Annotated in this window: 14 protein-coding genes; 9 read left to right on the top strand and 5 right to left on the bottom strand. The window is 69.8% G+C overall.

The annotated features are described in order from the left end of the window. The gene (locus tag ACFY3D_RS17855) at window positions 1-213 is read left to right on the top strand and encodes a DUF397 domain-containing protein (RefSeq protein WP_389980612.1); all 213 of its coding nucleotides are present in this window, start codon (window positions 1-3) and stop codon (window positions 211-213) included. Window positions 214-271: 58 nt separating this feature from the next. Next, complete coding sequence (locus ACFY3D_RS17850; RefSeq protein ID WP_389980610.1) at window positions 272-469, top strand: DUF397 domain-containing protein; 198 nt, start codon at window positions 272-274, stop codon at window positions 467-469. Between the two features lie 10 nt (window positions 470-479). Here the strand turns inward: ACFY3D_RS17850 and ACFY3D_RS17845 are convergent, their stop codons facing one another. The 5 genes from ACFY3D_RS17845 to sigJ form a co-directional block, all read right to left on the bottom strand. Then, on the bottom strand, window positions 480-683 hold the full coding sequence (locus ACFY3D_RS17845) for a hypothetical protein (RefSeq protein ID WP_389980608.1): 204 nt from the start codon (window positions 681-683) through the stop codon (window positions 480-482). A gap of 203 nt (window positions 684-886) precedes the next feature. Beyond that, window positions 887-1,078, bottom strand: a complete 192-nt coding sequence (locus ACFY3D_RS17840; protein ID WP_362512176.1) for a hypothetical protein — start codon at window positions 1,076-1,078, stop codon at window positions 887-889. Window positions 1,079-1,232: 154 nt separating this feature from the next. Continuing rightward, window positions 1,233-3,992 carry a M14 family zinc carboxypeptidase gene (locus ACFY3D_RS17835; protein WP_389980607.1) on the bottom strand — a complete coding sequence of 920 codons (2,760 nt, stop codon included), beginning with the start codon at window positions 3,990-3,992 and terminating at the stop codon, window positions 1,233-1,235. 231 nt (window positions 3,993-4,223) lie between these two features. Next, entirely contained in the window at window positions 4,224-4,577 is a 354-nt protein-coding gene (locus tag ACFY3D_RS17830; protein WP_389980605.1) for a hypothetical protein, read from the bottom strand. 55 nt (window positions 4,578-4,632) lie between these two features. Further along, window positions 4,633-5,577, bottom strand: coding sequence for an RNA polymerase sigma factor SigJ (sigJ, locus tag ACFY3D_RS17825; protein WP_389980603.1), 945 nt, complete (start codon window positions 5,575-5,577; stop codon window positions 4,633-4,635). A 331-nt stretch (window positions 5,578-5,908) separates the two neighbouring features. Here sigJ and ACFY3D_RS17820 point away from each other — a divergent pair, with 331 nt between their 5' ends. The 7 genes from ACFY3D_RS17820 (at window position 5,909) to ACFY3D_RS17790 (ending at window position 14,554) form a co-directional block, all read left to right on the top strand. Beyond that, complete coding sequence (locus tag ACFY3D_RS17820) at window positions 5,909-6,418, top strand: carboxymuconolactone decarboxylase family protein (protein WP_389980601.1); 510 nt, start codon at window positions 5,909-5,911, stop codon at window positions 6,416-6,418. Between the two features lie 112 nt (window positions 6,419-6,530). Then, window positions 6,531-8,168, top strand: a complete 1,638-nt coding sequence (locus tag ACFY3D_RS17815) for an acyl-CoA carboxylase subunit beta (RefSeq protein ID WP_389980599.1) — start codon at window positions 6,531-6,533, stop codon at window positions 8,166-8,168. A 143-nt stretch (window positions 8,169-8,311) separates the two neighbouring features. After that, complete coding sequence (locus ACFY3D_RS17810; protein WP_389980970.1) at window positions 8,312-10,321, top strand: acetyl/propionyl/methylcrotonyl-CoA carboxylase subunit alpha; 2,010 nt, start codon at window positions 8,312-8,314, stop codon at window positions 10,319-10,321. A gap of 70 nt (window positions 10,322-10,391) precedes the next feature. Beyond that, on the top strand, window positions 10,392-11,204 hold the full coding sequence (locus ACFY3D_RS17805) for an enoyl-CoA hydratase-related protein (RefSeq protein ID WP_389980597.1): 813 nt from the start codon (window positions 10,392-10,394) through the stop codon (window positions 11,202-11,204). After that, window positions 11,177-13,024, top strand: a complete 1,848-nt coding sequence (locus tag ACFY3D_RS17800; protein ID WP_389980595.1) for an acyclic terpene utilization AtuA family protein — start codon at window positions 11,177-11,179, stop codon at window positions 13,022-13,024. Before ACFY3D_RS17805 ends, ACFY3D_RS17800 begins: the two co-directional genes overlap by 28 nt. A 414-nt stretch (window positions 13,025-13,438) precedes the next feature. Continuing rightward, window positions 13,439-13,567 (top strand): hypothetical protein, encoded by a 129-nt coding sequence (locus ACFY3D_RS17795; RefSeq protein ID WP_362900752.1) that lies wholly within the window; start codon window positions 13,439-13,441, stop codon window positions 13,565-13,567. A gap of 135 nt (window positions 13,568-13,702) precedes the next feature. Then, window positions 13,703-14,554 (top strand): helix-turn-helix domain-containing protein, encoded by an 852-nt coding sequence (locus tag ACFY3D_RS17790; RefSeq protein WP_389980593.1) that lies wholly within the window; start codon window positions 13,703-13,705, stop codon window positions 14,552-14,554.

Below are 14,554 nucleotides of genomic sequence, written 5' to 3'. Positions count from 1 at the left end.
ATGAAACTCATGGAGCTTACCCAGTCCGATCTCACCTGGCGCAAATCTTCCCTCAGCTCGGCAGAGGGGCAGAACTGTATCGAGGTCGCGGCGCTCCCGGGCGGGGGCCAGGCCGTACGGGACTCCAAAGACCCTAGCGGCCCCGTCCTGAAGTTCACCTCGGGCGAGTGGTCTGCGTTCATCAGCGGTGTCAGGAACGGCGACTTCGCCTAACAGGCCCGCTGTACCGGCATAGCGACAATCAGCCTAATCGACCGGTTGTGAGGCACCGATGGATCTATCTGGCGCCGAATGGCACAAGAGCACCCTCAGCCAAGGCGACAACAACAACTGCGTGGAAGTCGCCCGCAACCTTCCCGGCATCGTCGCGGTACGTGATTCGAAGACCCCCGACAAACCGAGCCTGATCTTCACCACCTCGGAGTGGACCGCCTTCATCAGCGGAATCAGGAACGGCGAGTTCGGCTGACGGGCACCGGCTATACGGGCATGACCGTGACCAGTCGCCGGGCCAGGGCTTTCACTTCGGTGAGTAGCCCGGCCGGTGGCTGGTCGAGGTCGAGGGCGTGCTGGTGGATGGTGATGCGGGCGTGCCGGACACAGTGGGCCACGTGCGGGGCATTGCCCTTGGCGTAGATGAGGTGGCCTTCCGGGAGGTTGAGCGCCGTGCAGTAGGCGAGCATCTGGTAGAGGTCGGCCTCCCGGGGAGTCCTTGGGTTTCTCGGCCTTGTACTTGGCGTCGGCCACGGCGAGAGGCCGCTACAGCCGACCCGCGTCGGCGGCGCCGTCTCTCTGCCAAGACCGGGCCGCCGCGCGACCTGTCATCTCAGGCGTCAGCCAGTCCGAGGGGCCGTGGTTTCCCTCACGTGGCGTACGCGCTGGTCGTTCATCCCTTGTTGTTGTTCTTCTTGCCGGTCGTGAAGGCCACTCCCAAACCGGCGCCGACGGCGATACCGATACCCATGCCCATGGCCAGGTTGCCGAGCGCGACTCCCAGGGCGGCGCCGATGGCGACGCCGACGGCGATGCCCATGGAGAGTCCGGTGGCGGCCTTCGACGCTTCGTCTTTCTCATCCATGCGTCTGCCGCTTCCCCTGCTCCGGTGGAACATGCGCCCCATCGGGCAGACATCTTGGCGCGTCGGCCTTCCTTACTTACACGGACGCACGACGGCGGGCCCGGCCGGACGAATCCGGCCGGGCCCGCTGTGCTCTATGAGACGGATACCGGGATCAGGCGACGACGGAGCGGAGCGGAATGCCCGCGCCGTCCAGATCACGGATCAGGTCGCGGACGTACGGGTGCTCGTCGGCCGTCAGACCGTCGGGGTTGGGGATCGTGATGTACGTCGAGCCCGCGGCGGACGCCGTCTGTGCCGTGTCGGTGTACTTCTCGATGACCGCCTGTGCCCGCGCGAGGTCGGCGTCGGCCACCTCGATGGTGATCGGCCGCCACTCCCCGCCCAGGTTGGGCAGTTCCTCCGCCTGCTCCGCGGCGCTGCGCGAGGGCTCCGCACTCAGGGTCCGCTGCTGGGCGGCGGGCGTTCCCCCCTGGTACAGCAGGGCGTTCGCGACGAGGTGGATACCGTTCTCGTTGTACGCCCTGAACAGCGGGTTGTAGGCGAAGAGGACGGCGCGTCCGGCGCCGGTCGGCTCGTCGACGATGGCGGCCGTGCCCTTGAGCGCGTCGGCCCCCACCGTGTAGCCGTTGGACCAGAACCTGCCGTCGGACGGGTAGGTGAGGACGTTCCTGCCGGTGGTGCTCGGGTTCAGGATGGGGTCACCGTTGTTGAACTGGAAATCCTCCAGGGGACGGCCGAGCGCCACCGGGTTGTCGTTCGCCACGTCCACCCGGAAGTGCGATCCGATGACCTGGTAGCCGGTCGGCTTGGGCTTCTCGGTCGTGGAGGTCAGACCTGCGGCACGGGCGACCCGGGTGCCCTCGTTGCGCAGTCCGATGTAGGTGCCGCCCGCGGCCACCCACTGCTTGAGGTTGGCCTGGCCCGTGGCGGTCAGACCGCCCGTGGAGTTGCTCCCGTCGGGAACGAGCACGACGGTCCGCTCGGTGAAGGCCGGGGTGTTGTCGTTGATGTCGGCCGTGGTCACCGGCTTGAGGTCCAGGCCCCAGCGGTTGCCGAGCACGTAGCGGGCCTCGCCGTACGACCCGGAGGTCGTGCTGATGCCGGTTCCGGCGAACAGGCCGACGTCCGGAGTGCGCAGCGGGCTGCCGGAGGGCGCCGCCGAACCGCCCGTGACGGTGACGCCGAGCGACTTGGCGAGCTTGTCCAGCGTGTTCGGGGTGAGCGCGCCCGCGGGCAGGCTGACCACACCGCTCGTCAGGTCACGCGAGAGCGGCACGCCCGAGGCGAGCAGCTTGAAGGTGAGCTCGGAGGCCGCGGCCGAGTCCAGCGGGTAGGAGTAGGAGCCCTTCGGCGGAGCCGAGGACGCGATCCCGCCCTCGATGTCCTTGACCAGGTCCGCCTTGGGTGACAGCTCGTCCCCGGTGTAGATCGTGTCGACCCCCATCAGCAGCGGGTTGCTCCACGAGGAGACGTCGTAGAAGTACGGGAACGGGGCGTAGGGGTTCTCGCCGATGAGCGCCTGGATCCAGTGCTTCTGCGGCTGGTTCATCGGGATCCAGTAGGCGCCCTTGGGAACCGTGAGGTTGGCGGCACTCCGGCCGCCGAGGATCTGGGCGCTGGGTACCTTGACCGGGTTCTTCAGCCGGTAGACCTCGACGTCCATGTCGCGCAGCCGCTCGACCAGCCGACGCACGTCGCCGATCTGCCGGTCGGGCAGCAGGAAGTACGAACGGATCTTGATGTCGGGCACCGGGAACTGGACCGTGTTGGTCGGCTGGACGACCTCGTTCGGCTGAAGGGTGCCGGCGGCCCCTTCGGCGATCGCGGTCCGCCATATCGAGTAGTAGCCGTCGAGGACCTCGCGCTTGTTGTCGGAGGCCCAGCCGATCGTCGCCCACTGGGTGTTGAACTGCTGCTGCACCCGGTCCTGCACGGCCGAGGCGCTGCCCTTCTCGTACGTCATGCCGGCGGCGCCGAAGCCCGCGGCCGGCACGGTGTCGCCGTAGCCCATGTAGAACAGGTCGTACGTCGAGTAGTTGAAGTAGCACTCGGTGGTGACGCCGGGGCGGCAGGCGCCGTTGTAGCCGAAGCCCTCGCCGTTCGCCGCTCCGATGCGGTTGATCCAGTTCACCGGCTGGTCGGCGATCTCGTGGTGGATCGGGTCGGCGTTGGGCGGGAAGAAGTACTGCCTGCCACCCATCTCGTGCGCGTCGACGAAGACCTGCGGCGGATATTTCCGCAGCATTTCGATCTTGCCGTCGGTCTCCGGCTGGGTGCGGGCGAACCAGTCCCGGTTCAGGTCGAAGCCGTACTCGTTCTGGCGGCGGTTCGCGTCGCGGCCGTCCGGGTTCTGGGTCGGCACGATGATGGTGACGAGGTTGTCGTTGCGCTTGGCGACGTCGCAGGACAGGCCGCTCGCGAGTTCGTACAGGGTCCTGAGCGCGGCGTCCGCGCCGCTCTTCTCGCCGCCGTGCACGTTGCCCGCGATCCAGACGATGGCGGGAGAGTCCTTGGCGATCCGCGCCGCCTTGTCGGCCTTCAGCGAGCGCGGGTCACGCAGCGAACCGACCTGATCGGCGATCTTCTTCAGCTGGCCGGGAACCATGTGGTGCTGGTCCGACACGATGGCATAGGGCAGTTCCTGGCCGGAGACGCTGTGCGCCATCGTTCCCGTGACCACGCGCTTGGAGGCGCTTCCCACGGCCTTCAGGTAATTGTTGATCTCTTCTGTCGTGAGGATCCTGGGTTGTCCCTGGCCCAGCGGAAAGCCGAAGAACTGCTCGGGACTCGGCACGTCGGCCGCGTGGGCGGTGGGGTCGGTGCTGCACTTGTCGCCGACTGGACCGGCTTGCGCCGAGGAGGTCGGTGTCAGGGCGAGCACGGCCGATACGAGGACCGCTACACCTAGCACCTTCCCATAGGGGGATTTTCTGCACGTCGTCGTGCGAAACCGCATTTCAACTCCAGACAGGGGACGGGGGGTGACTCTGGGGAGAGCCCCGGCCAGGAAAGGATGAATTCACGGCGAACAGTATTAGAAAGCAGCAAACCGGACAAGAGGGAAGGAAACTTCACAACACCGTGCGAATTGTCGTGATTTGCCATTTCTCCAGCTGGGGGCATTGGAGAGTGGCCGAATCAGCTATACCGGAGTGCGTTGGCCGGTCAGGATGCGGCTGAGGTGAAGGACGCTCATCCCGAACAGCAGCACCCCCAACGGGAGGTGCAGGGTCGTCATCCCCGCGATGCCCAGCGCCACCTGCGCCAGCGTGAGTCCCAGGAACACGGCCGCGTACAGGATGGGCTTGGGTGAGCCGCCGCCCGGACGCCACAGCAGGATCGCGGTGGCCAGGTGCACCACCGCCACGGTGAACACGCTGTACGCCGAAGCGCTGTGCAGCGCCCGTCCGCCGGGCGAGGACAGCAACAGGCCCGCGGTGATCGGCGCGGTGAAGACGACCAGGGTTTGCAGAGCGATCACGACACGCAAGAACACGGATGACTCCTTGACGGCTGCGGGGCGGAGGAAGACGGCGACGACGGCGTGCCTTCTATGCCGTCGTCCAGGGCCGGAGCTTCTCGGGGTTGCGTACGGCCCAGATCCGGGTGACCCGATCACCCGCGACCTCGAACGCCATCACCGCCTCGGTGACGCCGTCCCGCTGAGCGACCAGACCGGGCTGACCGTTGACCGTTCGCTCCAGGATCGTCATCCCGGGCGCCAGGTCGGCGATCGCCATCGCGTAGCGCGCGATCTGCTCGCCGCCCTCGATCGGGCGGAGCAGGGCGCTGACGACGCCGCCCCCGTCGGAGACCATCGTCACCTTGGGGTCGAGAAGTCCGATGAGAGCGTCGATGTCCTTGGCCTCCCACGCCCGCTTGAAGTCCCTGACGACGTCGGCGCGCCGGGCCGCCGGGGTCGCGGGGACCTGTGAGGCGCGGATACGGCGGCGGGCCGAGGATGCCAGCTGGCGGCAGGCCGCCGGGGTACGGCCGACGATCTCGGCCACCTCGGCGAAGGAGTAGCGGAAGACGTCGTGCAGGACGAACGCGACGCGCTCGGCCGGGGTCATCGATTCGAGCACGACGAGGAAGGCCATGTTGACCGACTCGTCGAGAGTGACCCGATCGGCGGGGTCGGTCAGATCAGTCACGGTGCCGCCCGGTCGCCCGCCGAGCAGCTCCGTACGGTCCGGCAGCGGCTCGGGGATCCATTCGCCCACGTAGCGCTCCCGCCGGGCACGTGCCGAACCGAGCAGGTCGAGGCAGACGCGGCCGGCGACCGTCGTCAGCCAGGCGCCGGGCGACTCGATGGCCTCCCGCTGTCGCCGCGACATGGCGTACCAGCGGGCGTAGGTCTCCTGCACGACGTCCTCGGCGTCGGCCAGGGAACCGAGGAGCCGGTAGGCGAGATTGATCAGCTGACGCCGCTCGCTCGTGACCGCGCTCAGGCTCGGGTCGGTCCGGTCGTCTCCTGGCTCGGGCGGGACGGTCATGGCGTCGTCGGCTCCCTCGGTGTGGTTGCTGGTGTGGCTGCGCTCACCGGATCGACGAGACAGCGCGCCGAACTGTGAGGCCGGTCGCGTCGCCTCACATTCTCGGCGGTTGTGTCGTCGGAGTTCCCGGACACCGTCCAGCACGCGGGAGACCGCTGAAGAACGCTGAAGAACGCTGAAGAACGCTGAAGAACTCCGCATCCCAACCCGGGACGCGGGTCACCGTCGGAAGTCTCACCTCGGAAGGCGGGCCGTCCTCCACGGGGTCGAGGACGGCCCACCGCCGGGGCGTGAGCTTCGGAAACACCGCTGACATCGAGAGGAAGACATCGTGACGTCCACCCCCAGGAGTACCGAGCAGGACGACCTCAGGTCGCGTCTGCCCGATCCCTCCCAGTTCTTCCCCGAGGTGATGTCGATCGCCGGAGCCATGATCAAGGCCGTCCAGAACGGCGCGATTCCGCAGATCACCGTCGGCCTGGTACAGCTCCGCGCCGGGCAGATCGTCGGCAGCACCTACCACGCGATCCGGCAAACCGACAATCTCCGCAAGGCCGGTGAAACGGAGGAGCGCATCACCGCCGTGGCGTCATGGCGGGACGCCCTCTACTTCACCGACGCCGAACGGGTCGCGCTGGAACTCGTGGAGGCCGTCCTCACCCCGAACCCGTCCGGGGAGCGCGTCCCCGACGAGTTGTACGCCAGAGCGTCGGCCCACTACGACGACAAGGCGCTCTGGACGCTCATCCTCGCGATCGGCCAGATCTGCTTCTTCATCCCCGTCGCCCTCATCGCCAAGCCGATCCCCGGTATGCCCCCGGGCAAGAACTACCGGGCGTAACGCCCTTCGGGCGTGAACACCGTCCCTGGCGGGGGCACCGGTTGTGGGCTACCTTACTTGGCGTGATCAGGGGCGCGGATATGACGTCCGTGTCAAGCGAGGGAGCGGAGTCATGAGCCGCCTGGACACCACGGGTGACGACTACCGGGCGCGGCGCGAGGCGATGCTCGCCAAGCTGGCGGAACTCGACGCCGAGCATGCCAAGGCCGTGGCGGGCGGCGGCGGAAAGTACGTCGACCGGCACCGCGCGCGAGGCAAGCTCCTCGCCAGGGAGCGGATCGAGCTGCTCGTCGACCCCGACTCGGCGTTCCTGGAGCTCTCACCGCTCGCGGCCTGGGGCAGCGACTTCCCGGTGGGGGCGAGTGTGGTCACCGGGATCGGGGTGGTCGAGGGCGTCGAGTGCGTGATCGTCGCCAACGACCCGACCGTGCGGGGCGGCTCGTCCAACCCGTGGACGCTGCGCAAGACGCTCAGGGCGGCCGACATCGCCTTCGAGAACCGGCTGCCGCTGATCAACCTGGTGGAGTCCGGCGGCGCCGACCTGCCGACCCAGAAGGAGATCTTCATCCCCGGTGGCCGGATCTTCCGCGACCTGACCCGCCTATCGGCGGCCGGGATTCCCACGATCGCCCTGGTCTTCGGCAACTCCACGGCCGGTGGGGCGTACGTGCCGGGGATGAGCGACCACGTGGTCATGGTCAAGGAGGGCGCGAAGGTCTTCCTCGGCGGGCCGCCGCTGGTCAAGATGGCCACCGGGGAGGAGTCCGACGACGAGTCGCTGGGCGGCGCCGAGATGCACGCCCGCGTCAGCGGCCTGGCCGACTACCTCGCCGCCGACGAGCACGACGCGTTGCGGATCGGACGGCGAATCGTCAGAAGCCTGAACCGGCGTCGGCCCGGCCGCTCCCCCGGCGTCGTGCGTGACCCGCTGTACGACGAGGACGAACTGCTGGGCATCGTGCCGGAGGACCTGAAGATCCCGTTCGACCCGCGCGAGGTGATCGCGCGGGTGGTGGACGGCAGCGAGTTCGACGAGTTCAAGCCCCTGTACGGCGGGAGCCTGGTGACCGGGTGGGCCCGCCTGCACGGCCATCCGATCGGGATCCTGGCCAACGCCCGCGGCGTGCTGTTCAGCGAGGAGGCGCAGAAGGCGGCGCAGTTCATCCAGCTCGCCAACCAGGTCCGCGTCCCGCTGGTCTTCCTGCAGAACACCACCGGCTACATGGTCGGCAAGGACTACGAGCAGGGCGGCATCATCAAGCACGGCGCGATGATGATCAACGCGGTGTCCAACTCGTCCGTCCCGCACATCACGATCGTGATGGGCGCCTCCTACGGCGCGGGCAACTACGGGATGTGCGGCAGGGCCTACGATCCCCGCTTCCTGTTCGCCTGGCCCAGTGCCAAGTCGGCCGTGATGGGTCCCGCCCAGCTCGCCGGGGTGCTGTCCATCGTCGGCCGGGCCGCCGCGCAGGCGCGAGGGCAGGTCTACGACGAGGAGGGCGACGCGGCGATGCGACAGCTGGTCGAGGCGCAGATCGAGGCCGAGTCACTGCCGTTCTTCCTGTCGGGCCGCCTCTACGACGACGGCGTGATCGACCCCCGCGACACCCGGACGGTCCTCGGCCTGTGCCTGTCCGCCATCGGCAACGCCGCCGTCGGCGACACCGGCGACGCCGCCTTCCACGGCGCGGCGGCCGGCAACACCACCGCCCCGCGGCCCTCGGGCTTCGGCGTCTTCCGGATGTGATCGTGACCACGCCCATGCCCATGACCACGCCCATGTTCCGGATGTGACCGTGACCACGCCCATGACCACGCCCATGTTCCGGATGTGACCGTGACCACGCCCATGACCACGCCCATGTTCCGGATGTGACCGTGACCACGCCCATGACCGGCGCCGCGCCGATCCGCCGCCTGCTCGTCGCCAACCGCGGTGAGATCGCCCGCCGCGTCTTCCGCACCTGCCGCGACCTCGGTGTCGAGACCGTCGCGGTCTTCTCCGACGCCGACGCGGACGCGCCGCACGTGGCCGAGGCCGACCATGCCGTACGGCTCGCCGGTGTCAGGCCCGCCGACACCTACCTCGCGGTGGAGAGGATCGTCGAGGCGGCCCGCCTGGCGGGGGCCGACGCGGTCCACCCCGGCTACGGCTTCCTGTCGGAGAACGCCGCCTTCGCGCGGGCCGTGACCGAGGCCGGGCTCACCTGGGTCGGTCCTCCGGCCGAGGCCGTCGCCGCGATGGGCTCCAAGATCGAGGCCAAGGCGCTGATGGCCCAGGCGGGGGTCCCGGTGCTGACGGGCTTCGTCGCGGGACCCGGTCACTCCACAGACGACGTGGAGGCCATGTTCTCCCGGATGGGTGGACCGATCTCCGAAGGGGCCTTCCCCCTGCTGGTGAAGGCGTCGGCCGGTGGCGGCGGGCGCGGGATGCGCGTCGTGCGACGCGCCGAGGACCTGCCGGAGGCGGTCGAGTCGGCGCGCGGGGAGGCCGCGTCGGCGTTCGGGGACGGCACGGTGTTCGTCGAGCCCCTGCTGGAGGGCGCCCGGCACATCGAGGTGCAGATCCTGGCCGACGGGCACGGGACGGTGTGGGCGCTGGGCGAGCGGGAGTGCTCGATCCAGCGGCGGCATCAGAAGGTGGTCGAGGAGACTCCGTCCCCGGCACTCTCCCCCGCGATGCGGGCGCGGCTCCTCGACGCGGCGGTCACCGCCGCGCGGGCCATCGGGTACGTCGGCGCCGGGACCGTCGAGTTCCTCGTCAGGGAGGAAACGGTCGCCTTCCTGGAGATGAACACCCGCCTGCAGGTGGAGCACCCGGTGACCGAGTGCGTGTACGGCGTCGACCTCGTCGAGTGGCAGTTGCGGATCGCCGAGGGCGCCCGGCTCCCCGCGTCGCCGCCCGAGCCGTCCGGGCACGCCGTCGAGGTGCGTCTCTACGCCGAGGACCCGGCCCGCGACTGGCTTCCGCAGAGCGGCGTCCTGCACCGCTTCGAGGTCTTCGGAGTGGACTCCCGCTTCGCGTCCCCGCCGGGTGGGCGCCACGGCCTGCGACTGGACTCCGGGGTCGAGGACGGCTCGGAGATCGGCGTCCACTATGACCCGATGCTCGCCAAAATCGTCTCCTACGGTGCGAGCCGCACCGACGCCGTGCGCAGGCTCGCCACCGCGCTGGCGGGCGCGAGGATCCACGGTCCGGTCACCAACCGGGACCTGCTGGTCGAGGTCCTGCGTCATCCGGCCTTTCTCGCCGGAGAGACCCACACCGGATTCCTGGAGGAGCACGGGCTCACCGGGTCCGGCCGAGACGCCCACGGGGTCGTGCGCCCGTCCGCCCTCGCCGCCGCGCTCGCGGGGGCGGCGGCGAACCGGGCGACGGCGACCGTGCAGGCCGGGCTGCCGAGCGGGTGGCGCAACGTGGTGTCGCAGCCGCAGCGCACCTCCTTCGCGGAGGCGGAGATCTCCTACCGGATCACCAGGGACGGCCTGCGCGCCGACGGGTTTCCCGATACGGTCCTGATCGGCGCGACGCCCTCGCTCGTGGTGCTGGAGACCTCGGGCGTGCGGCACCGATTCGCCGTCGCCCGCTACGACGACGTGACGCACGTGGACTCCCCCCTCGGTTCCGTACGGCTCACCCCGCTGGCCCGCCTGCCGGAACCGGTGGAACACGTGCTGCCCGGCTCCCTGGTGGCGCCCATGCCGGGTACGGTGCTGCGGGTCGACGTCGAGGTCGGCGAGACCGTCGGGGCGGGGCGGGTGGTCGTGGTGCTCGAGGCGATGAAGATGGAGCATCGGATCGCCGCGCCCGCGCCGGGTACGGTGGCGGCGGTGAACGTGGCGCCCGGCCGCCAGGTCGAGGCGGGGGCGGTGCTGGCCGTCATCGAGGAGCGGACGTGACCTTCCGGCTCTCCGGCAGGCTCCGTGGAGTCCCGGGGAACGGGAGAAGGTCTTGGAGGAAAGGACCGAAATGAGGACCGACGGCGGCTGGCCGGTGGAACGCCTGGTGCACAAAGAGGTGTCCGGCGGGGTGGCGACGATCACCCTCGACTCCCCCCGCAACCGCAACGCGTTGTCGGTGCGGCTGCTCGGCGACCTGGAGGACCGGCTCAACTGGGCGCTCGCCGAAGAGAGTGTCCGGGTGATCGTGCTCACCGGGACCGGTCCCGTGTTCTGCGCGGGCGCCGACCTGAAGGAGCAGCGGGTCGCGCCGGGGGACGCGCACGAGGCGCCGGTGACCGCATCGTTCCCGGAGATCATGAGCCTGATCTGGGAGAGCCCGAAGCCGGTCGTCTGCCGGCTGAACGGTACGGCTCGGGCCGGAGGGCTCGGCCTGGTGGCGGCCTGCGACTTCGCGATCGCCCCCGACTCGGCGTCGTTCGCGTTCAGCGAGGTGCGGCTCGGCGTGGTGCCCGCGATGATCTCGGTGACCGTGCTGCGGCGGCTCGACCCGCGCGCCGCCGCCGAGTACCTGCTCACCGGCGAGACGTTCGACGCCACCCGCGCCGCGGAGATCGGGCTGCTCACCCGCGCCGTGCCCGAGGAGGAGCTGGACGCGACGGTCGCCCACTACACCGGCATGCTGCTGCGTGGCGGCCCCGAGGCGCTCGCCCTCACCAAGCAGCTGGTGCGGACCGTGCCCGAGCTGAGCGTCGAGGAGGGCATGCGCCAGATGGCCGAGCTGTCCGCGAAGCGTTTCACCTCTGCGGAGGGGCAGGAGGGGATCGCCGCCTTCATGGAGAAGCGGCCCGCGTCGTGGATTCCCGCGCCGGAGTCGAGCTGATGTTGCGCGTCGCCAACTGCTCCGGCTTCTACGGTGACCGGCTTTCCGCCGCCAGGGAGATGGTGGAGGGCGGCCCGATCGACGTGCTCACCGGCGACTGGCTCGCCGAGCTGACCATGCTGATCCTCGCGGGGAACCGGTCGAAGGGCCGTCCCGGCTACGCGTCGACCTTCCTGCGGCAGCTGGAGGAGGTGCTCGGGACGTGTCTGGAGCGGGGCGTCAAAATCGTCTCCAACGCGGGCGGGCTGGATCCGGCCGGGTGCGCCGAGGCCGTGGGCGAGCTGGCCGGACGCCTCGGGCTGCCGGTGCGGGTCGCCCACGTCACCGGCGACGACCTGACCGGCCGTGACCTGGGCGGCGCGCCCAACGCCGACACCGGTGAGCCGCTGCCCGCCCCCGCCCTGACCGCCAACGCCTACCTGGGGGGTCGCCCGATCGCCGCGGCCCTGTCGGCCGGGGCGGACGTGGTGGTGACCGGCCGCGTCACGGACGCCGCCCTGGTCACCGGGCCGGGGATCTGGCGGTACGGGTGGGGTCCGGACGACTTCGACGCGCTCGCCGGTTCGGTGGTCGCCGGGCACGTCATCGAGTGCGGCTGCCAGGCGACCGGCGGCAACTACGCGTTCTTCGGCGAGGTGCCCGACCTGGCGCACTGCGGGTTCCCGCTGGTGGAGCTGGAGGCCGACGGCTCCAGCGTGGTCACCAAGCACCCGGGGACCGGCGGGCTGGTCTCGGTGGGCACGGTCACCGCGCAACTGCTGTACGAGATCGCCTCACCCCGCTACCTCGGTCCCGACGTGGTCGCGCGCTTCGACACGATCCGGCTGGAGCAGGAGGGCCCCGACCGGGTCCGCGTCTTCGGGGTGCGCGGCGAGGCGCCTCCCGACTCGCTCAAGGTCGCCGTCAACTACCTGGCGGGCTACCGCAACACCATGACGCTCGTGCTGACCGGCCTGGACATCGAGGCCAAGGCCCGGCTGGCCGAGGAGGCCATCTGGTCGCGGGTGCCGAGGGAGTCGTTCGACCAGGTCCACGTGGAGCTCACCCCGCTCGCCGGGACCGCCCTGCTGCGCGTCACCGTGATGGACGCCGACCGGCGGAAGGCCGGGCGTGCCTTCTCCTCGGCCGTGGTCGAGACCGGCCTGGCGAGCTATCCGGGCTTCTACGGCCTCACCCCTCCCGGTGACGCCTCGCCGTACGGGGTCTACTGGCCCACGCTCGTCCCGGCGGAGACGGTGCGGGCCCGCGTCTGGCTCGACGGCCGCGAGCTTCCGGCCGTGCCCGGTACGGACGACGCGTCAGGCGCGGGCGAGGCGTCCGGCACGTACGTACCCGGCACGGACGAGAAGCCCGGTGTGCCCGGATCCTCGGAGGTGACGGCCTCGCCGGCCGCGAGCGGCGGTGGAGGTGAGGCGGCGGGCTCGTTGGACGACGCCGACCTCGGACGGCACGGAGGCGAGCGCGTCGACGCCGAATCCTGCGACGGTGAGACCGCCCGGGTCGCGCTGGGAACGATCGTGGGCGCCCGCTCGGGTGACAAGGGCGGCAACGCCAACCTGGGGGTCTGGGTCGCCACGCCGGAGCGGTTCGAGTGGCTGGAGGCCCACCTCACGGTCGACCGCCTGGCGGAGCTCCTGCCGTTCACCGCCGGCCTGCGGGTCGAGCGCTTCGAGCTGCCCAACCTGCTCGCCCTCAACTTCGTCGTGCACGGCCTGCTCGGCCGGGGTGTGGCCGCGAGTCCTCGTCTCGACGCCCAGGCCAAGGCCCTCGGGGAAGAACTCCGCGCCGGGTTCGCCGACATCCCCCGGCGCCTTCTCTGATCCGCTCACCCCGCCACGGCGGCCTTCCATCACGCCGGGCCGGGGAGTACGCGGTGACGGCCTGCCGCAGGCTCGGCATCGTCCTGAGGGCGCCCGCGCGGGCAGGGGTCCGGCAGCCGGGGTCGTGCTCCACGCCACCCCGTTGAACCGGTTCGCCCGCGTCCGCAGATTCATGTCACATACGGGGAGATGTTCAGCTGCCGTGCGCCGAAATAGGCGGAATACGCGCCGTCCGGCTTTGAAACCTTCATGCAACCTTCCGAAATCTAGGATTGCACGCAATTGCTCCACGAGTGTGATTCGGGGAAGGACTCAAACATGCGCCTCCGGTTTCTTGGCTCCACCTCTGAGGCGGGGGCCTGTCCCTCCCTCTACGAAACCGATCGCGGGACCATCGTGGTGCAGGGTCTCCGGGTGACCGACGCCGAGGCGATGGCCGACCTGCGCCACGTCCTGGACGGCGAAACCGCCGTCGAGGTACCCCGTGAGCTTCTCGTAGAGATCGCCCGCCGAGTACTTTCTGTAAATATTGGTCACGATTAGGAGTGCTCTATGGTTTGATCCACATGCTCGGGGCTAGCGTCGTTCCGCACCATGGGGAGGCGACGTGAGCACGCGGGAACGACGGGCGGACCACAGCCGCGGCACACGGCCCGCAGGAACGGCCGAGGAGATCGGGTGAGCGGGTTCCAGCAGGCCAGGACCGAGCTCGGCATGCGACTGCGGCACCTGCGAGAGACCGCACATCTGTCGGGCAAGGACCTGGCCGAGCGGCTGAGGTGGCAGGCGTCCAAGGTCTCCAGGATCGAGAACGCCCGCCAGACCGTCACCGAGGACGACGTCACCCGGTGGGCGCGGGCGGTGGACGCCTCCCCCGAGGTCGTCCAGGCGCTGTTGGAGCAGGCCGCGGGCCTGCTGGACCGTCAGGACTCCTGGCGGCAGCGGCACCGCGGCGCGCTGGTCACGCTCCAGGAGGACATCCGCGACGTGGAGGCGCGGACGACCCTGCTGCGGGCCTTCGAGCCCGGCGTGATCATCGGGCTGCTGCAGACCACCGAGTACGCCCGGAGCATCTTCACGCGGATCAAGCGCCTCTACCGGGAGCCCGAGGAGATCGACGCGGCCATCCGGGTGCGCATGCAGCGTCAGGACGTCCTCTACGACCAGAGCAAACGCTTCAGGTTCGTCATCCCGGAGGCGGCGCTGCGCTACCGACTGGCCCCGCTGAACGTGATGCGCGGGCAGCTCGACCGATTACTCGCGGTGACCGCGCTGCCGAACGTGGAGTTCGGGGTGATCCCCTTCGAGACGCCCCTGCCCTCGGCGCCGCTCAACGGTTTCTGGGTGTACGACGAGGACCATGTGACGGTGCCGACCAGGACGAGAGACCTGCTTCTGCGCGACCCGGAGGACGTCGCCTTCTACACGCGGGCTTTCGAGGAACTCCGCGAGGTCGCGGCCTTTGGCGAGGGCGCCAGGTCGGTGATCGTCCGAGTACTCAGCGATTTATCCGGACAATTAAAGGACTAA

Source organism: Streptosporangium sp. NPDC000509 (assembly GCF_042898365.1).
In the GTDB taxonomy this organism is placed as follows: Bacteria; Actinomycetota; Actinomycetes; order Streptosporangiales; family Streptosporangiaceae; genus Streptosporangium.
The sequence above is the reverse complement of the archived record's forward strand: the minus strand, read 5'-3'. Positions and strand labels throughout refer to the sequence as shown.

What these genes read in the sequence shown, in the direction of transcription:
- ACFY3D_RS17805 (WP_389980597.1), top strand. Translation starts at nt 10,392, where the DNA reads ATGAGGACCGACGGCGGCTGGCCGGTGGAACGCCTGGTGCACAAAGAG.
- ACFY3D_RS17810 (WP_389980970.1), top strand. Translation starts at nt 8,312, where the DNA reads ATGACCGGCGCCGCGCCGATCCGCCGCCTGCTCGTCGCCAACCGCGGT.
- sigJ (WP_389980603.1), bottom strand. Translation starts at nt 5,577, where the DNA reads ATGACCGTCCCGCCCGAGCCAGGAGACGACCGGACCGACCCGAGCCTG.
- ACFY3D_RS17845 (WP_389980608.1), bottom strand. Translation starts at nt 683, where the DNA reads ATGCTCGCCTACTGCACGGCGCTCAACCTCCCGGAAGGCCACCTCATC.
- ACFY3D_RS17850 (WP_389980610.1), top strand. Translation starts at nt 272, where the DNA reads ATGGATCTATCTGGCGCCGAATGGCACAAGAGCACCCTCAGCCAAGGC.
- ACFY3D_RS17815 (WP_389980599.1), top strand. Translation starts at nt 6,531, where the DNA reads ATGAGCCGCCTGGACACCACGGGTGACGACTACCGGGCGCGGCGCGAG.
- ACFY3D_RS17855 (WP_389980612.1), top strand. Translation starts at nt 1, where the DNA reads ATGAAACTCATGGAGCTTACCCAGTCCGATCTCACCTGGCGCAAATCT.
- ACFY3D_RS17840 (WP_362512176.1), bottom strand. Translation starts at nt 1,078, where the DNA reads ATGGATGAGAAAGACGAAGCGTCGAAGGCCGCCACCGGACTCTCCATG.